17 protein-coding genes are annotated in these 19,183 nt (G+C 53.8%); all 17 read left to right on the forward strand.

Features of this window, described 5'->3' with window-relative positions; genetic code table 11:
• Positions 1 to 658 precede the first annotated feature (658 nt).
• The 17 genes from HV157_RS22990 to wzxC all read left to right on the forward strand — a co-directional run bounded on the left by HV157_RS22990 (position 659) and on the right by wzxC (position 19,178).
• A complete protein-coding gene (locus HV157_RS22990; RefSeq protein WP_014170829.1) occupies positions 659 to 1,798 on the forward strand; it encodes a polysaccharide export protein in 1,140 nt (379 codons plus the stop codon).
• Between the two features lie 6 nt (positions 1,799 to 1,804).
• Positions 1,805 to 2,248: a low molecular weight protein-tyrosine-phosphatase Wzb gene (wzb, locus tag HV157_RS22995; protein WP_014170828.1), complete on the forward strand. Its 444-nt coding sequence runs from the start codon at positions 1,805 to 1,807 to the stop codon at positions 2,246 to 2,248.
• A 2-nt stretch (positions 2,249 to 2,250) separates the two neighbouring features.
• Entirely contained in the window at positions 2,251 to 4,413 is a 2,163-nt protein-coding gene (gene wzc / locus HV157_RS23000; protein ID WP_182268973.1) for a tyrosine-protein kinase Wzc, read from the forward strand.
• Positions 4,414 to 4,435: 22 nt separating this feature from the next.
• Positions 4,436 to 5,278: a colanic acid biosynthesis glycosyltransferase WcaA gene (wcaA, locus tag HV157_RS23005; protein WP_014170826.1), complete on the forward strand. Its 843-nt coding sequence runs from the start codon at positions 4,436 to 4,438 to the stop codon at positions 5,276 to 5,278.
• Positions 5,278 to 5,769, forward strand: a complete 492-nt coding sequence (wcaB, locus tag HV157_RS23010; RefSeq protein ID WP_014170825.1) for a colanic acid biosynthesis acetyltransferase WcaB — start codon at positions 5,278 to 5,280, stop codon at positions 5,767 to 5,769. Before wcaA ends, wcaB begins: the two co-directional genes overlap by 1 nt.
• Complete coding sequence (wcaC, locus tag HV157_RS23015; RefSeq protein ID WP_014170823.1) at positions 5,766 to 6,983, forward strand: colanic acid biosynthesis glycosyltransferase WcaC; 1,218 nt, start codon at positions 5,766 to 5,768, stop codon at positions 6,981 to 6,983. Before wcaB ends, wcaC begins: the two co-directional genes overlap by 4 nt.
• Entirely contained in the window at positions 6,958 to 8,178 is a 1,221-nt protein-coding gene (wcaD, locus tag HV157_RS23020) for a colanic acid polymerase WcaD (protein WP_020883262.1), read from the forward strand. The genes wcaC and wcaD overlap by 26 nt, the downstream gene beginning before the upstream one ends.
• A 16-nt stretch (positions 8,179 to 8,194) precedes the next feature.
• The gene (gene wcaE, locus HV157_RS23025; protein WP_014170821.1) at positions 8,195 to 8,941 is read left to right on the forward strand and encodes a colanic acid biosynthesis glycosyltransferase WcaE; all 747 of its coding nucleotides are present in this window, start codon (positions 8,195 to 8,197) and stop codon (positions 8,939 to 8,941) included.
• Positions 8,942 to 8,956: 15 nt separating this feature from the next.
• Entirely contained in the window at positions 8,957 to 9,505 is a 549-nt protein-coding gene (wcaF, locus tag HV157_RS23030) for a colanic acid biosynthesis acetyltransferase WcaF (protein ID WP_182268974.1), read from the forward strand.
• A 24-nt stretch (positions 9,506 to 9,529) separates the two neighbouring features.
• On the forward strand, positions 9,530 to 10,651 hold the full coding sequence (gene gmd, locus HV157_RS23035) for a GDP-mannose 4,6-dehydratase (protein WP_014170819.1): 1,122 nt from the start codon (positions 9,530 to 9,532) through the stop codon (positions 10,649 to 10,651).
• Positions 10,652 to 10,653: 2 nt separating this feature from the next.
• Complete coding sequence (locus HV157_RS23040) at positions 10,654 to 11,619, forward strand: GDP-L-fucose synthase (protein WP_014170818.1); 966 nt, start codon at positions 10,654 to 10,656, stop codon at positions 11,617 to 11,619.
• Between the two features lie 2 nt (positions 11,620 to 11,621).
• Positions 11,622 to 12,101: a GDP-mannose mannosyl hydrolase gene (locus tag HV157_RS23045; RefSeq protein ID WP_072126435.1), complete on the forward strand. Its 480-nt coding sequence runs from the start codon at positions 11,622 to 11,624 to the stop codon at positions 12,099 to 12,101.
• Positions 12,098 to 13,321: a colanic acid biosynthesis fucosyltransferase WcaI gene (gene wcaI / locus HV157_RS23050; RefSeq protein ID WP_025203687.1), complete on the forward strand. Its 1,224-nt coding sequence runs from the start codon at positions 12,098 to 12,100 to the stop codon at positions 13,319 to 13,321. Before HV157_RS23045 ends, wcaI begins: the two co-directional genes overlap by 4 nt.
• Before the next feature lie 3 nt (positions 13,322 to 13,324).
• The gene (gene cpsB / locus HV157_RS23055; RefSeq protein ID WP_014170815.1) at positions 13,325 to 14,761 is read left to right on the forward strand and encodes a mannose-1-phosphate guanyltransferase; all 1,437 of its coding nucleotides are present in this window, start codon (positions 13,325 to 13,327) and stop codon (positions 14,759 to 14,761) included.
• A gap of 109 nt (positions 14,762 to 14,870) precedes the next feature.
• Entirely contained in the window at positions 14,871 to 16,241 is a 1,371-nt protein-coding gene (gene cpsG / locus HV157_RS23060) for a colanic acid biosynthesis phosphomannomutase CpsG (protein ID WP_032680630.1), read from the forward strand.
• 62 nt (positions 16,242 to 16,303) lie between these two features.
• The gene (wcaJ, locus tag HV157_RS23065) at positions 16,304 to 17,698 is read left to right on the forward strand and encodes an undecaprenyl-phosphate glucose phosphotransferase (RefSeq protein WP_014170813.1); all 1,395 of its coding nucleotides are present in this window, start codon (positions 16,304 to 16,306) and stop codon (positions 17,696 to 17,698) included.
• A gap of 1 nt (position 17,699) precedes the next feature.
• Positions 17,700 to 19,178, forward strand: coding sequence for a colanic acid undecaprenyl disphosphate flippase WzxC (gene wzxC, locus HV157_RS23070; protein ID WP_025203689.1), 1,479 nt, complete (start codon positions 17,700 to 17,702; stop codon positions 19,176 to 19,178).
• The last annotated feature ends 5 nt before the right edge of the window (positions 19,179 to 19,183 follow it).

The following is a 19,183-nucleotide window of genomic DNA, read 5'->3' on the forward strand; positions in this document are numbered from 1 at the left end:
TCACACTTCGATCATGGATAAAGCGGCGGGAAATTGCAATGCCGGGCTGAGATTTCTCTTAATAAGGCCGAACAAAAAGAGAGCAATACGCTGGCGCTGTAAATAAGGTAATTACGTATATTTTATTACGCACAGTACATTTTAGGATATATCGCAATTAATGGTTTTTATTGTTGCTTTGTCAATATAAAGAAAATCCTAAAAGGTCAAAAGTTTGCTCTTAATATTAATCTTAAAAACAGTTATTAGGACAGTTGTCTCCTTGCCTGCTATTAGGTTAGCTGCAACAATTCCTCCAGCATCAAATGTTAAATCTCCTTGTTGCTATTATTGTTTCGGTCTTCAGGAATGGTTATTGATTATCCGTCGGGCGTTTTTGCGGCTGATATATTTCCAGAAGACCTTGTTCAAGAGGGTGTCTATCCATAACACATTGTTTAGTCAGTGGATTGGTAACTGAAAGCCAAGGGCGGTAGCGTGCCTGAAAGCGTGTGAATCAGCCTCGATTATTCTGTCAATAGCCAATGGATGAATAAGCTTTTTTTAGGACTGATGCCAGTTATATTTCTATTTGATTAACTGCATGCTGAAACCCAATACGACCCGGCTTATTTTAAATTGCACAGGATAATTACTCTGCCAAAGTGATAAATAATCAATGATGAAATCCAAAATGAAATTGATGCCATTATTGGTGTCTGTGACCTTGATGAGTGGTTGTACGGTCTTTCCCGGCAGCAATATGTCAACAATGGGTAAGGATGTGATCAAGCAGCAGGATGCCGATTTTGATCTCGACAAAATGGTGAATGTTTATCCACTCACGCCACGTCTGGTCGAACAATTACGTCCACGTCCGAATGTTGCTCAGCCGAATATGTCTCTGGATCAGGAGATTGCCTCCTACCAGTACCGCGTGGGGCCGGGTGATGTCATCAACGTCACCGTCTGGGACCACCCTGAACTGACCACACCAGCGGGCCAGTACCGTAGCTCAAGCGACACCGGTAACTGGGTACAGTCAGACGGCACCATGTTCTATCCCTATATTGGCAAGGTACACGTTGCCGGGAAAACGCTCGCCGAAATCCGCAGTGATATTACCGGCCGCTTAGCGCAGTACATCGCCGATCCGCAGGTGGACGTTAATATCGCCGCATTCCGCTCGCAAAAAGCCTATATCTCCGGACAGGTGAATAAATCCGGTCAACAGGCCATCACCAACGTACCGCTGACCGTTCTGGATGCCATTAACGCCGCTGGTGGTTTAACCGACGGTGCCGACTGGCGCAACGTGGTTCTGACGCACAACGGCAAAGAGCAGCGCATTTCGCTGCAGGCGCTGATGCAAAACGGTGACCTGACTCAGAACCGTCTGCTCTATCCGGGCGACATTCTCTACGTACCGCGCAATGACGATCTGAAAGTGTTCGTGATGGGCGAAGTTAAGAAACAGAGCACCCTCAAAATGGACTTCAGCGGCATGACCCTGACCGAAGCGCTGGGTAATGCAGAGGGTATTGATCTGACCACCTCCAACGCCACCGGTATCTTCGTGATCCGTCCGCTGAAAGGTGAGGGCAGTGCGAAAGGCAAGATTGCCAACATCTACCAGCTGGATATGTCCGATGCGACGTCTCTGGTGATGGCAACGGAGTTCCGTCTCCAGCCATACGATGTGGTGTATGTCACCACCGCACCGGTTGCCCGCTGGAACCGTCTGATCAACCAGTTGCTGCCAACCATCAGTGGCGTTCGCTACATGACGGATACGGCGCGCGACATTCATACCTGGTAATCCGCGATGTTTAACAAAATTCTGGTGGTATGCGTGGGGAACATTTGCCGTTCCCCCACGGCTGAACGGCTGCTGAAACTCTACCAGCCCGAACTGACCGTTGAATCCGCAGGGCTGGGTGCGCTGGTCGGTAAAGGTGCCGATGAGCGCGCAACGAGCGTGGCCCGCGATCATAACCTTTCTCTCGACGGGCACATCGCCCGTCAGGTCACCGGCCGTATGTGCCGGGAGTATGACCTGATCCTGACGATGGAAAAACGCCATATCCATGCGCTGTGTGATATCGCACCGGAGATGCGCGGCAAGGTGATGCTGTTTGGTCACTGGGACAATGAACGCGAAATCCCCGATCCATATCGCAAAAGCCATGAGGCCTTCGAGGCGGTATACACCTTACTTGACCAGTCTGCCCGTCAGTGGGCGCAGGCACTGAAAGCTCAGCAGGGATAACAATGACAGAAAAAACAAAACCTTCTGCCGCCCCGACTTCGGGCAGTGATGAAATCGATATTGGTCGCCTGGTCGGCACCGTCGTAGAGGCAAAGTGGTGGGTGCTTGGGATCACCGCCGTGTTTGCCGCGGCGGCCGTCGTCTATACGCTGTTTGCGACGCCAATCTACAGTGCTGATGCGCTGGTGCAGATTGAGCAGAATACCGGTAACTCGCTGGTGCAGGACATTGGCTCCGCACTGGCGAACAAACCGCCGGCTTCCGATGCGGAAATTCAGCTGATCCAGTCGCGCCTGGTTCTGGGTAAAACCGTTCACGACCTCGGCCTTGATATCTCCGTCACCAAAAATACCTTCCCGATCTTTGGTGCTGGCTGGGACCGTCTGATGGGACGCAGCAACGACACGGTCAAAGTGACTGACTTTGTGCTGCCAAAAGGAAGCGCGGATCAGACCTTTACCCTGACGGTGTTAGGCCCGAAACAGTACCAGTTGACCAGCGATGCGGGCTTTAGCGCGCGCGGTGAAGTGGGGCAGATGCTGACGAAACAGGGTGTCAGCATGATGGTCAGCGCGATCCACGCCCAGGAGGGCGGTGAATTTACCGTGACCAAATTCTCCACGCTGGGAATGATTAACAATCTGCAGAACAACCTGACCGTCACCGAAAACGGTAAGGACACCGGTGTCCTGAGCATGACCTTTACCGGTGAAGATAAGGATCAGATCCGCGACATCCTCAATAGCATCACCCGTAACTATCTTGAGCAAAACGTTGAGCGTAAATCGGCTGAAGCGGCGAAAAGCCTGGCATTCCTCGCCAGACAGCTTCCGGAAGTCCGCGCCCGTCTGGATGATGCCGAGAACAAGCTGAACGCCTATCGTCAGGATAAAGACTCTGTCGACCTGCCGCTGGAAGCGAAATCCGTTCTCGACTCGATGGTTAACATTGATGCGCAGCTTAACGAGCTGACCTTCAAAGAGGCGGAGATTTCCAAGCTTTATACCAAGCGTCACCCGGCCTACCGTACGCTGCTCGAGAAACGCCGCACGCTGGAAGAAGAGAAGGCGAAACTCAACGACCGCGTCACTGCGATGCCTAAAACGCAGCAGGAAATCGTACGTCTGACCCGCGATGTGGAATCCGGACAGCAGGTGTACATGCAGCTGCTGAATAAACAGCAGGAGCTGAAAATTACCGAAGCCAGTACCGTTGGTGATGTGCGCATCGTTGACCCGGCCATCACCCAGCCTGGGGTGCTGAAGCCGAAGAAAGCCCTCATCATTCTCGGCAGCATTATTCTGGGTCTTATCCTCTCCATCGTTGGCGTGCTGCTTCGCTCGCTGTTCAACCGTGGAATCGAAAGCCCGCAGGCACTGGAAGAGAGCGGTATCAACGTCTACGCCAGCATCCCGCTGTCGGAGTGGCAAAAATCGCGTGACAGCGTCAAAACCACCAAAGGCGTTAAGCGTTACAAACAAAGTCAGCTGCTGGCCGTGGGTAACCCAACCGATCTGGCCATCGAAGCGATTCGTAGTCTGCGTACCAGTCTGCACTTCGCCATGATGCAGGCCAAAAACAACGTCCTGATGCTGACCGGTGTCAGCCCGTCAATTGGTAAGACCTTTGTCTGTGCCAACCTGGCGGCGGTGGTGAGCCAGACCAATAAACGGGTGCTGCTGATCGACTGTGATATGCGTAAGGGCTATACCCACGAACTGCTGGGTACCAATAACGTCAACGGGCTGTCGGAAATCCTGCTGGGCAAAGGTGAGATTAGCCAGAGTGCAAAACCGACGACGGTGCCGAAGTTTGACCTTATTCCGCGTGGTCAGGTGCCGCCGAATCCATCAGAGCTGCTGATGAGTGAACGTTTTAGCGAGCTGGTGGAGTGGGCGAGCAAAAACTATGACCTGGTGTTGATTGATACCCCACCGATTCTGGCGGTGACCGATGCCGCCATTGTGGGCCGCCATGCCGGCACCACGCTGATGGTGGCGCGTTACGCGGTGAACACGCTGAAGGAAGTGGAAACCAGCCTGAGCCGCTTCGAGCAAAACGGAATTGAAGTGAAAGGGGTGATCCTGAACTCCATCTTCCGTCGTGCGACCGGTTACCAGGACTACGGTTACTACGAGTACGAATACAAGTCTGACAGTCACTAATCGTTAGCTTTCGGGGAAGACCATGACTACACAACGCCCTTTAGTTTCTATTTATATGCCGACATGGAATCGTCAGCAGCTGGCGATCCGCGCAATAAAATCTGTGCTGCGACAGGATTACGATAACTGGGAACTGATCATCGTTGATGACTGTTCTTCCTCGTACGAACAGCTGCAAAAGTTTGTGACTGACCTTAACGACCCGCGCGTGGTTTACACGCATAACGAGATTAACTCCGGTGCGTGCGCGGTGCGTAACCAGGCGATTATGCAGGCTAAAGGCCAGTATCTGACCGGCATCGACGACGATGACGAATGGACGCCGAACCGTCTGTCGATCTTCCTGTCGCACAAAGCACAGCTGGTGACGCATGCGTTTTTGTATGCCAACGACTATGTCTGTCAGGGTGAAGTTTACTCGCAGCCTGCCAGCCTGCCGTTGTACCCGAAATCGCCTTACTCACGCCGCCTGTTCTATAAACGCAACATCATCGGTAATCAGGTCTTTACCTGGGCGTGGCGTTTTAAGGAGTGCCTGTTCGATACCGAGCTGAAGGCTGCGCAGGATTACGACATCTTCCTGCGCATGGTGATGGAGTATGGCGAGCCGTGGAAGGTGGAAGAGGCGACGCAGATCCTGCATATCAATCACGGGGAGATGCAAATCACCTCGTCGCCGAAGAAATTCTCTGGTTACTTCCACTTTTACCGCAAGCACAAGGACAAGTTCGACCGTGCCAGCCGGAAGTATCAGCTGTTTACCCTCTATCAGATCCGCAATAAGCGCATGAACTGGCGCACGCTGCTCACGTTGTTGTCCGTGCGTAACGGCAAGCGTCTGGCTGATGGACTTCGGGGGAAATAATGTTTCTGGAAGATTGCCGCGCTAACAGCTGGAGCCTGCGCCCGTGCTGCATGGTTCTGGCGTACCGCATCGCGCATTTTTGCTCGGTGTGGCGCAAGAAAAATGTTTTAAACAATCTCTGGGCGGCACCGGTGCTGGTGCTGTACCGCATCATTACTGAATGTTTTTTTGGTTATGAAATTCAGGCCGCTGCCACCATTGGTCGCCGTTTTACCATTCATCACGGTTATGCCGTGGTGATCAACAAATTCGTTGTAGCCGGTGATGATTTCACTATTCGCCACGCGGTCACCATCGGTAACCGTGGGCCCGACAGCCTGGCCTGCCCGGTGATTGGCAATAACGTCGAGCTGGGCGCGAACGTGGTCATCATTGGTGACATCACGATTGGTAACAACGTCACGATAGGCGCAGGCAGCGTGGTGCTGGACAGTATTCCGGATAACGCGCTGGTGGTGGGTGAAAAAGCCCGCGTGAAGGTGATCAAATGAACATTCTGCAATTTAACGTCCGTCTCGCAGAGGGCGGGGCGGCCGGTGTGGCGCTGGATCTTCACCAGCGCGCGCTGCAAAAAGGACTTCAGTCTCGTTTTATTTACGGTTATGGCAAAGGTGGTAAGAAAAGCGTCAGTCACGATAACTACCCGCAGGTGCATAAGCACACGCCGCGCCTGACTTCCGTGGCCAACATTGCCTTGTTCCGCCTGTTTAACCGCGATCTGTTTGGCAATCTTAACACCCTTTATCGCACCGTGACGCGCTCCCAGGGGCCGGTTGTGCTGCATTTCCACGTGCTACACAGCTACTGGCTGAATCTGGAAGAGGTGGTGGCGTTTTGTCAGAAGGTGCAGGCCCACAAACCGGATACCCGCTTCGTCTGGACGCTGCACGATCACTGGAGCGTGACCGGTCGCTGCGCCTTTACCGACGGGTGTGAAGGCTGGAAAAGCAACTGCCAGAAGTGCCCGACGCTGAGCAACTACCCGCCGGTGAAAGTGGATCGTGCCCATCAGCTGGTGGCCGGAAAGCGCCAGCTGTTCCGCGACATGCTCTCGCTCGGCTGTACGTTTATCTCTCCAAGCCAGCACGTTGCCGATGCCTTTAACAGTCTGTATGGGGCAGGGCGCTGTCAGATCATCAATAACGGTATCGACGTGGCGACGGAAGCGATTCTGGCCGAACTTACCCCGGTTGCAGAAACCCCGGGTAAACCAAAAATCGCTATCGTTGCGCATGACCTGCGTTACGACGGCAAAACCAATCAGCAGCTGGTGCGCGACATGATGGCGCTGGGTGACAAGATTGAACTGCACACCTTCGGTAAGTTCTCGCCGTTCGAAGGGGCTAACGTGGTGAATCACGGGTTTGAAACCGACAAGCGCAAACTGATGAGCGCCCTCAATGGGATGGATGCGCTGGTATTCAGTTCGCGCGTGGATAACTACCCGCTGATCCTGTGCGAAGCGCTCTCCATCGGTGTGCCGGTGATTGCCACCCACAGCGATGCGGCACGTGAAGTGCTGGAAAAATCGGGCGGGACCACGTTTGCGGAGCATGAGGTGCTGCCCCTGGTGCAACTGCCGAAGGCGCAGATCGCGCAGGCCGTTTTTGGCACCGACCTGGAATCGTTCCGCAACCGCAGCCGCAAGGCCTACAGTGGACAACAGATGCTGGAGGAATATGTCTCGTTCTATCAGAGTCTGTAGTTATCTGCTGCTGCCGCTGATTTATCTGCTGGTCAACGTCAAAATTGCCCAGCTTGGCGAAAGCTTCCCGATAACCATAGTGACCTTCCTGCCCGTTCTGCTTCTGCTGTATGTCGACAAAATCAACCTCAAGAAGCTGATGATGGCCTTAGGGCTGGGCGTGGGTCTGACGCTATTTAACTACATCTTTGGTCAGTCTCTGGATGCCAGTAAATACGTCACCTCCACCATGCTGTTTGTTTATATCGTCATTATTATTGGCATGGTCTGGAGTATTCGCTTCAAGGTTATTTCGCCACACAATTATCGGAAAATCCTTAGGTTCTTTTATATTGCCGTTGCGTTAATTGTTATGCTTGCCGCACTGGAAATGGCGCAAATTATTTTGACCGGTGGCAGTAGCCTGATGGAGATAATTTCGAAATATCTCATTTACAGTAACAGCTATGTATTGAACTTCATCAAGTTTGGCGGAAAACGTACGACAGCCCTCTATTTTGAACCGGCGTTTTTTGCTCTGGCACTAATCTCAATTTGGCTCAGCATCAAACAGTTTGGTATCAAAACCCCTAAGACCGATGCTATGATTCTTGCAGGAATTGTTCTGTCAGGATCGTTCTCAGGGGTAATGACATTTATCCTGTTTTACCTGCTGGAGTGGGCGTTCCAGTACCTGAACAAAGATGCGATTAAGAAAAAACTGCCGCTGGCGATTATCTCTCTGACAGTATTTATGGTTGGCGTGATATTTGCCTTCCCATACATCTCAGAACGCCTGGGAGATTTGGGAACCGAAGGCTCGTCATCCTATTATCGTATCATTGGTCCACTGGTGATGGTGGGTTATTCCTTAACCCATATCGATGGTGTAGTAAGATTCGGCTCACTTTACGAATATGTTGCATCATTCGGAATCTTTAACGGTGCGGATGTCGGTAAAACCATAGACAATGGCCTGTATCTGTTAATTATCTATTTTTCGTGGTTCGCCGTACTGTTGACACTGTGGTATCTGTTTAAAGTTTTCAAAATGATGATTAACGCGTTTGGTGATAACCAGAACTTTCGCGTGCAGCTTTATCTGTTTACACCGGTGTCGTTGTTTTTTACCGGGTCAATATTTAGCCCGGAATATGCTTTCTTGATTGTCTGTCCGTTTATTCTGCGCAAAGCGCTTAATATTACGAACGTATGACGAAATGAGGTGATTTATGTTTCTTAGCGTCATTACTGTCGCTTTTCGTAATTACGAAGGGGTGGTAAAAACCTGGCGCTCGCTGCGCAACCTGGCGCGCGATCCAAGTCTCACCTTTGAGTGGATTGTGGTCGATGGCGGCTCGAACGATGGTACGGCGGAGTTTCTGGAAAAACTCAACGGTGAGTTCAACTTACGTTTCATCAGCGAGAAAGATAAAGGCATCTACGATGCGATGAATAAAGGCATCGACATGGCGCAAGGCCGTTATGCCATCTTCCTGAATTCCGGTGACGTATTCCATGAGGATGTGGCGTTATTTGCCCGTCAGCTGGCGCGCCAGAAAGAGGATGCGATGTACATTGGCGACGCGCTGCTCGATTTTGGCGATGGCCATAAAGTTTGCCGCAGTGCGAAACCCGGCTGGTATATCTACCACAGTTTGCCTGCCAGCCATCAGGCCATTTTCTTCCCGGTAAAAGGTCTGAAAAAACAGCCTTACGATCTGCAGTATAAAGTTTCTTCAGATTATGCGCTGACTGCCAGTCTGTATAAATCAGGTTACCCGTTCCGTCGAATTAAAGGGCTGGTATCTGAATTTTCAATGGGTGGCGTGTCAACGTCTAATAATCTGGAACTGTGCCAGGATGCCAGAAATGTGCAGCGTAAAATATTAGGCGTGCCGGGGTTCTGGGCGGAATTATCTTATTTATTACGTCTGCGTACCACGGGTAAAACGAAAACCTTATATAACAAAGCCTGAATATAAGGAAACGTAATGCAGGATCTTAACGGTTTCTCCGTGCCGAAAGGCTTTCGGGGCGGGAGCGGTATTAAAGTGCAGTTGTGGTGGGCCGTACAGGCCACCTTATTTGCCTGGTCACCGCAAATACTGTACCGCTGGCGAGCTTTTTTATTGCGTCTGTTTGGCGCAAGAATCGGAAAAAACGTAGTCATTCGCCCGTCGGTAAAAATTACCTACCCGTGGAAATTAACGCTTGGGGATTATGCGTGGGTAGGGGATGACGCGGTGTTATATACCCTTGGCGATATTACGATTGGTGCAAATTCGGTGGTTTCACAGAAGTGTTATTTGTGCACCGGCAGTCACGATTTTATGAGTCAGCATTTTGATATTACCGCCACTCCGATTGTGATTGGCGAAAAATGCTGGCTGGCGACAGATGTTTTTGTTGCACCTGGTGTTTCTGTTGGCGATGGCACGGTAGTCGGTGCCCGCAGCAGCGTTTTTAAATCGCTACCGGCAAATAAAATTTGCCGTGGCAACCCCGCAGTGGTGATACGCGAACGCGTTGAAACTGATTAAATTCATAAGTAGAGGAATATAAACATGTCTAAAGTCGCTCTCATCACCGGCGTTACCGGACAGGATGGTTCTTACCTGGCAGAACTGCTGCTGGAAAAAGGTTATGAAGTACACGGTATTAAGCGTCGTGCTTCTTCATTCAACACCGAACGTGTGGATCACATTTATCAGGATCCTCATGCGGCGAACCCGAAATTCCATCTGCACTACGGCGACCTGACCGATACTTCCAACCTGACCCGTATTCTGCAGGAAGTGCAGCCGGATGAAGTGTACAACCTGGGCGCGATGAGCCACGTTGCGGTCTCCTTCGAATCTCCGGAATACACCGCTGACGTTGACGCAATGGGTACGCTGCGTCTGCTGGAAGCGATTCGCTTCCTCGGCCTTGAGAAGAAAACCCGTTTCTACCAGGCATCCACCTCTGAGCTGTACGGTCTGGTGCAGGAAATTCCTCAGAAAGAGACTACCCCGTTCTACCCACGTTCTCCGTATGCGGTGGCGAAACTGTACGCGTACTGGATCACCGTGAACTACCGTGAATCCTACGGCATGTATGCCTGTAACGGCATTCTGTTCAACCACGAATCCCCACGTCGTGGTGAAACTTTCGTTACCCGTAAAATCACCCGCGCTATCGCTAACATCGCACAGGGTCTGGAATCTTGCCTGCACCTCGGCAACATGGATTCCCTGCGTGACTGGGGCCATGCCAAAGACTACGTAAAAATGCAGTGGATGATGCTGCAGCAGGAAAAACCAGAAGACTTCGTTATCGCAACCGGCGTGCAGTACTCCGTACGTCAGTTCGTTGAGATGGCTGCCGCTCAGCTGGGTATCAAACTGCGCTTCGAAGGTACCGGCGTGGAAGAGAAAGGCATCGTGGTTTCCGTAACGGGCCATGACGCACCGGGCGTGAAACCGGGCGACGTGATTGTACAGGTTGACCCACGTTACTTCCGTCCTGCTGAAGTGGAAACCCTGCTGGGCGACCCAACCAAAGCACACGAAACACTGGGCTGGAAACCAGAAACGACTCTGCAGGAGATGGTTTCCGAGATGGTTGCCAAAGATCTTGAAGCAGCGAAAAAACACTCCCTGCTCAAGTCTCATGGCTACGAGGTTGCCATCGCGCTGGAGTCCTGAGAATGACAAAACAACGTATTTTTGTCGCGGGTCATCGCGGAATGGTGGGTTCCGCGATTGTTCGCCAGCTTGAACAGCGCGGTGATGTCGATGTGATTGTCCGTACCCGTGACGAGCTGAACCTGCTCGACAGCAAAGCGGTACAGGACTTCTTCGCCAGTGAACGTATTGACCAAGTGTATCTGGCGGCGGCGAAAGTGGGCGGCATTGTTGCCAACAACACGTATCCGGCGGATTTCATCTACGAGAACATGATGATTGAGAGCAACATCATTCACGCAGCGCATCTGCACAACGTGAATAAGCTGTTGTTCCTCGGCTCATCCTGTATCTACCCGAAAATGGCGAAGCAGCCGATCGCCGAGAGCGAACTGCTGCAAGGTACGCTGGAAGCAACCAACGAGCCGTATGCGATTGCCAAGATTGCCGGGATCAAGCTGTGCGAATCCTACAACCGTCAGTATAACCGCGACTATCGTTCGGTGATGCCGACCAACCTGTACGGACCGCATGACAACTTCCACCCGAGCAATTCGCACGTGATCCCGGCGCTGCTGCGTCGTTTCCACGAGGCAACGGCCGAAAATGCACCGGATGTGGTGGTGTGGGGCAGCGGGACGCCAATGCGTGAATTCCTGCATGTGGATGACATGGCGGCTGCCAGCATCCACGTAATGGAGCTGGATCGTGAGGTGTGGCAGGAAAACACCGAACCGATGCTGTCGCACATTAACGTCGGTACTGGCGTGGATTGCACCATTCGTGAGCTGGCGCAAACCATCGCGCAGGTGGTGGGTTACAAAGGCCGCGTGGTCTTTGACGCCACCAAACCGGACGGCACGCCGCGCAAACTGCTGGACGTGACCCGTCTGCATCAGCTGGGCTGGTATCACGAGGTATCACTGGAGCAGGGGCTGGCAAGCACCTACCAGTGGTTCCTTGAAAACCAGCACCGCTTCCGGGGGTAATGATGTTTTTAAGTCAGGAAGATTTTGCCACGGTAGTGCGTTCCACTCCGCTCATCTCAATTGATTTGGTGGTGGAGAACGAACGCGGCGAGTTCTTGCTGGGAAAACGAACCAACCGTCCTGCACAGGGCTTTTGGTTCGTGCCCGGCGGGCGCGTGCAGAAGGATGAGACGCTGGAAAATGCTTTTGAGCGTCTCACTCTGGCGGAACTGGGCCTGCAACTGCCGATGGCGGCAGGCCAGTTTTACGGGGTCTGGCAGCACTTCTATGACGATAACTTTTCGGGCACCGGTTTCACCACGCACTATGTGGTGCTCGGTTTTCGCCTGAAGGTGAGTGAGGCAGACCTGCGTCTGCCTGATTCTCAGCATGACGACTACCGCTGGCAGACGCCAGAGGCGTTGCTGGCCAGTGACAATGTGCATGACAACAGTCGTGCCTATTTCCTGGCCGATCGTCAGTCCGGAGTGCCGGGCTTATGAAAATTCTGGTGTACGGAATCAACTATTCGCCGGAGTTAACCGGCATCGGTAAATACACCGGCGAAATGGTCGAGTGGATGGCGAGCCAGGGACATGACGTGCGGGTCATTACCGCGCCGCCATACTACCCGGAATGGAAAGTAGGTGAGCGCTATTCAGGCTGGCGCTACCGTCGCGAAGAGGGTGCCGCGACCGTCTGGCGTTGCCCGCTGTACGTGCCGAAACAGCCTTCAACGCTGAAGCGGTTACTTCATCTGGGCAGCTTTGCCCTGAGCAGTTTCTTCCCGCTGATGGCGCAACGTCGCTGGAAGCCGGATCGCATTATCGGTGTGGTGCCAACGCTGTTCTGCACCCCAGGTATGCGCCTGCTGGGCAAACTCTCCGGCGCGCGCACGCTGCTTCACATTCAGGATTATGAAGTGGACGCCATGCTCGGCCTGGGAATGGCCGGCAAAGGTAAGAGCGGGAAGGTGGCGAAACTCGCCAGCGCCTTCGAGCGCAGCGGCCTGCATAACGTGGATTATGTCTCGACCATCTCGCGCTCAATGATGAACAAAGCGCAGGAGAAGGGCGTACCGGCGGAAAAAGTGATCTTTTTCCCCAACTGGTCTGAAGTGGCGCGTTTTCGCGACGTAACAGACAGTGACGCTCAGGCGCTACGCGCTCAGCTCGGTTTGCCTGACGACCAAAAAATCATTCTTTACTCAGGCAACATCGGCGAGAAGCAGGGGCTGGAGAGCGTCATCGACGCCGCACAGCAACTGAGCCATCAACCCTGGATGTTTGTCATCGTCGGGCAGGGCGGCGGAAAAGCGCGACTGGAAAAAATGGCCAGCGAGCGCGGCCTGACGAACGTGAAATTTTTCCCGCTTCAGTCTTACGAGGCACTGCCTGCGTTGCTGAAGATGGGCGACTGCCATCTGGTGGTACAAAAGCGCGGCGCGGCAGACGCGGTGCTGCCGTCCAAGCTGACCAACATTCTGGCAGTGGGCGGTAACGCGGTGATCACGGCGGAAGCCGAAACAGAATTAGGCCAGCTGTGCGACAGCTATCCGGGGATCGCCGTTTGCGTGGAACCGGAATCGGTCCCGGCGCTGGTCACTGGCATTGAACGGGCACTTGCCATGCCAAAAACGAACACGGTGGCACGTGAATATGCCGAACGCACGCTCGAGAAAGAGAACGTGCTGAGCCAATTTATTGCAGATATACGGGGATAAATCATGAGTCAAACCACTTTGTATCCGGTTGTGATGGCAGGTGGCTCTGGTAGCCGGTTGTGGCCGCTGTCCCGCGTGCTCTATCCAAAACAGTTCCTCTGCCTGAAAGGGGAGCTCACCATGCTGCAGACGACGGTTAACCGCCTGCAGGGTGTGGAGTGTGAAAGCCCGGTGGTGATTTGTAACGAACAACACCGCTTTATTGTCGCCGAGCAGCTGCGCCAGCTGAACAAACTCACAGAAAATATCATTCTGGAGCCTGCCGGACGTAACACCGCCCCCGCGATTGCGCTGGCGGCGCTGGCGGCCAAACGCAGCAGCCCGGATTGCGATCCGCTGATGCTGGTTCTGGCGGCAGACCATGTTATTCAACAGGAAGAGTCGTTCCGCGAGGCGGTACGCGCAGCTATTCCTTACGCCGAAAACGGCAAACTGGTGACTTTCGGCATCGTGCCGGACCTGCCGGAAACCGGCTACGGGTATATTCGTCGTGGCAATGTGACCCCGGGCGAAGGCGACAGCGTAGCGTTTGACGTGGCGCAGTTTGTCGAAAAACCGAATCTGGAAACCGCGCAGGCGTATGTGGCCAGCGGTGAATATTACTGGAACAGCGGGATGTTCCTGTTCCGCGCTGGCCGCTACCTGGAAGAGCTGCGCAAATATCGCCCGGATATTCTGGACGCCTGCGAGAAAGCGATGGCGGTAGTGGATCCGGATCTCGATTTTATCCGTGTTGACGAAGCGTCTTTCCTCGCCTGCCCGGAAGAGTCAATTGACTATGCGGTAATGGAACGCACGGCCGATGCCGTTGTGGTACCGATGGATGCGGGCTGGAGTGATGTTGGCTCCTGGTCCTCCCTGTGGGAGATCAGCGCCCATACCCCGGAGGGTAACGTCCACCACGGTGATGTTATCAGCCACAAAACGGAAAACAGCTATGTCTACGCCGAGTCCGGTCTGGTGACCACAGTTGGCGTGAAGGATCTGGTGGTCGTACAGACGAAAGACGCCGTGCTGATTGCTGACCGTAATGCCGTGCAGGACGTTAAAAAAGTGGTGGAGAAGATCAAGGCCGATGGTCGCCATGAACACCATATCCACCGCGAAGTGTATCGTCCGTGGGGCAAATATGACTCCATCGATGCCGGTGAACGTTACCAGGTGAAACGCATCACCGTGAAACCGGGGGAGGGGCTGTCGGTACAGATGCACCACCACCGTGCCGAGCACTGGGTCGTGGTGGCGGGTACCGCCAAAGTCACGATTGATGGCGAAGTGAAACTGCTGGGCGAAAACGAGTCAATCTATATTCCGCTGGGAGCCACGCACTGTCTGGAAAACCCGGGGAAAATTCCTCTCGACTTAATTGAAGTGCGCTCCGGTTCGTACCTGGAAGAAGACGATATTGTCCGTTTCCAGGACCGTTACGGGCGGGTATAGCGCCGTCTCTAAAGCCGGATAGCGTTTCGCGCATCCGGCCTGCGAATGAATAAAAACAAATTTGCCTGTTAATCGGGCGGGCCAACTGTTGCCTGAAAAAGGGGTCATCATGGAAAAATTAACCTGTTTTAAAGCCTACGATATTCGCGGCAAGCTGGGCGAAGAGCTGAATGAAGACATTGCGTGGCGCATTGGCCGCGCATACGGCGAATATCTTAAGCCACAAACGATTGTCCTGGGCGGCGATGTGCGCCTGACCAGTGAGTCCCTGAAGCTGGCGCTGGCAAAAGGGCTGCAGGATGCGGGAGTGGACGTGCTGGATATCGGCTTGTCCGGCACCGAAGAGATTTACTTTGCCACCTTCCACCTCGGCGTGGACGGCGGTATCGAAGTGACGGCCAGCCATAACCCGATGGACTACAACGGTATGAAGCTGGTGCGCAAGGGCGCGCGTCCTATCAGCGGCGATACCGGTCTGCGTGACGTGCAGCGTCTCGCCGAAGCTAACGATTTCCCGCCGGTGAATGAAGCGAAACGCGGCAGCTATAAGCAGATCGACCTGCGTAAAGCGTACATCGACCATCTGCTGGGCTACATCAACGTTGCAAACCTGAAACCGCTGAAGCTGGTGATCAACTCCGGTAACGGCGCGGCCGGCCCGGTGGTGGATGCGCTCGAAGCCCGCTTTAAGGCCCTGAACGTCCCGGTAACCTTCGTTAAGGTCCATAACACCCCGGACGGCAACTTCCCGAACGGTATCCCGAACCCGCTGCTGCCGGAGTGCCGCGACGACACCCGTAACGCGGTCATCGAACACGGTGCCGATATGGGTATCGCCTTTGACGGCGATTTCGACCGCTGCTTCCTGTTCGACGAAAAAGGCCAGTTCATCGAAGGCTACTACATTGTCGGTCTGCTGGCGGAAGCGTTCCTCGAGAAGAACCCGGGCGCGAAGATCATTCACGATCCGCGTCTGTCCTGGAACACCGTGGATGTGGTGAACGCCGCGGGCGGCCAGCCGGTGATGTCCAAAACCGGTCATGCCTTCATCAAAGAGCGTATGCGCGAAGAAGACGCCATTTATGGCGGCGAGATGAGCGCCCACCACTATTTCCGTGATTTTGCCTACTGCGACAGCGGGATGATCCCGTGGCTGCTGGTGACCGAGCTGCTGTGTCTGAAAGGGCAGACCCTTGGCGAGCTGGTACGCGACCGCATGGCGGCCTTCCCGGCAAGTGGCGAAATCAACAGCAAACTGGCGCAGCCGGCCGAGGCCATTGCCCGCGTGGAGCAGCATTTTGCCCTCCATGCGCTGGAAATTGACCGCACCGACGGCATCAGCATGGCGTTCCCGCAGTGGCGTTTTAACCTGCGCTCTTCAAATACCGAGCCGGTGGTGCGCCTGAACGTGGAATCCCGCGCGGATACCGCGCTGATGGAAGCGCGAACGAAGGACATTCTGGCGCTGTTGAATCAGTAAATAGCTTTCCCTCTCACCCTGATGTGGGGTGAGGGGGCAGGTGTTGAACTAAAGGAACAACGATGACGAATCTAAAAAAACGCGAACGAGCGAGAACGAATGCATCGTTAATCTCCATGGTGCAGCGTTTTTCTGATATCACCATCATGGTCGGCGGATTATGGGTGGTGAGTTGGGTAAGCGGGCAATCCTTCTTCTACATGCATCTGCTCATGGCGCTGATTGCGCTGGTTGTGTTCCAGATGATCGGGGGGATGACCGACTTCTACCGTTCGTGGCGTGGTGTGAAAATGACCACCGAACTGATGCTGTTGCTGCAGAACTGGACATTAAGCCTGATCTTCAGCGCAGGTCTGGTGGCATTCAGCCATGATTTTGATAATCGCCTGGTGACGTATCTGTGCTGGTACCTGATTACCAGCGTCGGCATGGTGGTATGCCGCACCCTGATCCGTTTTGGCGCCGGCTGGCTGCGTAACCGCGGTTATAACCGTCGCTTTGTCGCCGTGGCGGGGGATTTGCCGGTAGGGAAGGTGCTTCTCGATAGCTTCCGCAAAGAGCCATGGTTAGGTTTTGAAGTGGTCGGGATTTATCACGACGCGAAGCCTGGCGGCGTGCCTTCAGACTGGGCCGGTAATTACGAACAGCTTATTGAGGACGCGAAAGCCGGCAAAATTCATAACGTCTACATCGCGATGCAGATGAAAGATGAATCCCGCATTAAGAAACTGATGCGTGAACTGGCCGATACCACCTGTTCGGTGATCCTGATCCCGGACGTCTTTACCTTTAACATCCTCCACTCCCGTATTGAAGAAGTGAACGGCGTGCCGGTCGTGCCGCTGTATGACACCCCGCTGTCGGGTATCAACCGCGTGCTCAAGCGCCTGGAAGATATCGTGCTCTCTTCACTGATCTTACTGCTGATCTCCCCGGTGCTGTGCTGCATTGCTCTGGCGGTGAAGCTGAGCTCCCCGGGCCCGGTTATCTTCCGTCAGACCCGCTACGGCATGGACGGTAAGCCTATCATGGTGTGGAAATTCCGCTCAATGAAGGTGATGGAGAACGACAAGGTCGTGACCCAGGCGACGCAGAACGATCCTCGTGTTACGCGGGTGGGGAACTTCCTGCGCCGTACCTCGCTGGATGAGCTGCCGCAGTTTATCAACGTATTTACCGGTGGCATGTCGATTGTCGGACCCCGTCCCCATGCCGTGGCTCACAACGAACAGTACCGCTCGCTGATTGAAGGTTACATGTTGCGCCATAAAGTGAAGCCAGGCATTACCGGCTGGGCGCAGATCAACGGCTGGCGCGGCGAGACCGACACGCTTGAAAAAATGGAAAAACGCATCGAATTCGACCTGGAGTACATCCGTGAATGGAGCCTCTGGTTCGATATCAAGATCGTCTTTCTGACCATCTTCAAAGGTTTCGTGAACAAAGCGGCGTACTAAGATGAGCTTACGTGAAAAAACCATCAGCGGCGCCAAATGGTCAGCGATGGCGACCATTGTCATCATTGGCCTCGGCCTGGTGCAGATGACGGTGCTGGCGCGCATTATCGATAACCACCAGTTCGGTCTGCTGACCGTCTCGCTGGTGATTATCGCGCTGGCCGATACGTTGTCTGACTTCGGCATTGCTAACTCGATTATCCAGCGCAAAGAGATCAGCCATCTGGAACTGACCACGCTCTACTGGCTGAACGTTGGGTTGGGGGTGTTCGTTTTCGTGCTGGTGTTCCTGTTGAGCGATACCATCGCCAGCGTGCTGCACAACCCCGATCTGGCACCGCTGATGCGTACGCTCTCGTTTGCTTTTGTGGTGATCCCGCACGGGCAACAGTTCCGCGCGCTGATGCAGAAAGAGCTGGAATTCAACAAGATTGGGATGATCGAGACCAGCGCCGTTCTCGCAGGATTTACCTTTACCGTGGTCAGCGCCCATTTCTGGCCGCTGGCCATGACCGCTATCCTCGGGTATCTGGTTAACTCTGCCGTGCGTACGCTGCTGTTCGGCTACTTTGGTCGCAAGATTTACCGTCCTGGGCTGCATTTCTCTCTCGCTTCGGTGTCATCCAACCTGCGTTTTGGTGCGTGGCTCACCGCCGACAGCATCATCAACTATGTCAATACCAATCTCTCTACGCTGGTGCTGGCACGCATCCTCGGGGCGAGCGTCGCGGGGGGGTACAACCTGGCGTACAACGTCGCGGTAGTACCACCAATGAAGCTCAACCCGATTATCACCCGCGTACTGTTCCCGGCGTTCGCCAAAATTCAGGATGACACCGAGAAGCTGCGCGTCAATTTTTACAAGCTGCTCTCTGTGGTGGGCATTATCAATTTCCCGGTTTTGCTGGGGCTGATGGTGGTCTCGAGCAACTTCGTGCCGCTGGTGTTTGGCGAGAAGTGGAACAGCATTATCCCGATCCTGCAGTTACTGTGCGTGGTGGGGCTGCTGCGATCCGTTGGCAACCCGATTGGCTCACTGCTGATGGCTAAAGCGCGGGTTGATATCAGCTTCAAATTCAACGTGTTTAAAACGTTCCTGTTTATTCCGGCGATTATCGTCGGTGGGCATATGGCCGGCGCCATTGGGGTCACGCTGGGTTTTCTGCTGGTGCAGATCATCAACACCGTTCTGAGCTACTTCGTGATGATCAAGCCGGTGCTGGGCTCCAGCTACCGGCAGTACATTCTGAGCCTGTGGCTGCCGTTTTATCTGTCACTGCCTACCCTTGTGGTGAGCTATGGACTGGGCATCGTGCTCACTGGCCATCTGCCGCTCGCGGCCATGCTGGCAATACAGGTCGCAGCAGGTGCACTGGCGTTTGGCGTGATGATTGTGCTGTCACGTAATGCGCTGGTGGTGGAGATGAAGCGCCAGTTTTGCCGTAACGAAAAAATGAAAACGCTGCTTCGCGCAGGCTAGTTATT

Origin of the sequence: Enterobacter sp. RHBSTW-00318, assembly GCF_014101375.1 — a bacterium.
Classification (GTDB): domain Bacteria; phylum Pseudomonadota; class Gammaproteobacteria; order Enterobacterales; family Enterobacteriaceae; genus Enterobacter; species Enterobacter ludwigii.

Excerpts from the sequence above, each read along its gene's own strand:
- HV157_RS22990 (WP_014170829.1), top strand. The coding sequence starts at position 659 with ATGATGAAATCCAAAATGAAATTGATGCCATTATTGGTGTCTGTGACC.
- wzb (WP_014170828.1), top strand. The coding sequence starts at position 1,805 with ATGTTTAACAAAATTCTGGTGGTATGCGTGGGGAACATTTGCCGTTCC.
- wzc (WP_182268973.1), top strand. The coding sequence starts at position 2,251 with ATGACAGAAAAAACAAAACCTTCTGCCGCCCCGACTTCGGGCAGTGAT.
- wcaA (WP_014170826.1), top strand. The coding sequence starts at position 4,436 with ATGACTACACAACGCCCTTTAGTTTCTATTTATATGCCGACATGGAAT.
- wcaB (WP_014170825.1), top strand. The coding sequence starts at position 5,278 with ATGTTTCTGGAAGATTGCCGCGCTAACAGCTGGAGCCTGCGCCCGTGC.
- wcaC (WP_014170823.1), top strand. The coding sequence starts at position 5,766 with ATGAACATTCTGCAATTTAACGTCCGTCTCGCAGAGGGCGGGGCGGCC.
- wcaD (WP_020883262.1), top strand. The coding sequence starts at position 6,958 with ATGTCTCGTTCTATCAGAGTCTGTAGTTATCTGCTGCTGCCGCTGATT.
- wcaE (WP_014170821.1), top strand. The coding sequence starts at position 8,195 with ATGTTTCTTAGCGTCATTACTGTCGCTTTTCGTAATTACGAAGGGGTG.
- wcaF (WP_182268974.1), top strand. The coding sequence starts at position 8,957 with ATGCAGGATCTTAACGGTTTCTCCGTGCCGAAAGGCTTTCGGGGCGGG.
- gmd (WP_014170819.1), top strand. The coding sequence starts at position 9,530 with ATGTCTAAAGTCGCTCTCATCACCGGCGTTACCGGACAGGATGGTTCT.
- HV157_RS23040 (WP_014170818.1), top strand. The coding sequence starts at position 10,654 with ATGACAAAACAACGTATTTTTGTCGCGGGTCATCGCGGAATGGTGGGT.
- HV157_RS23045 (WP_072126435.1), top strand. The coding sequence starts at position 11,622 with ATGTTTTTAAGTCAGGAAGATTTTGCCACGGTAGTGCGTTCCACTCCG.
- wcaI (WP_025203687.1), top strand. The coding sequence starts at position 12,098 with ATGAAAATTCTGGTGTACGGAATCAACTATTCGCCGGAGTTAACCGGC.
- cpsB (WP_014170815.1), top strand. The coding sequence starts at position 13,325 with ATGAGTCAAACCACTTTGTATCCGGTTGTGATGGCAGGTGGCTCTGGT.
- cpsG (WP_032680630.1), top strand. The coding sequence starts at position 14,871 with ATGGAAAAATTAACCTGTTTTAAAGCCTACGATATTCGCGGCAAGCTG.
- wcaJ (WP_014170813.1), top strand. The coding sequence starts at position 16,304 with ATGACGAATCTAAAAAAACGCGAACGAGCGAGAACGAATGCATCGTTA.
- wzxC (WP_025203689.1), top strand. The coding sequence starts at position 17,700 with ATGAGCTTACGTGAAAAAACCATCAGCGGCGCCAAATGGTCAGCGATG.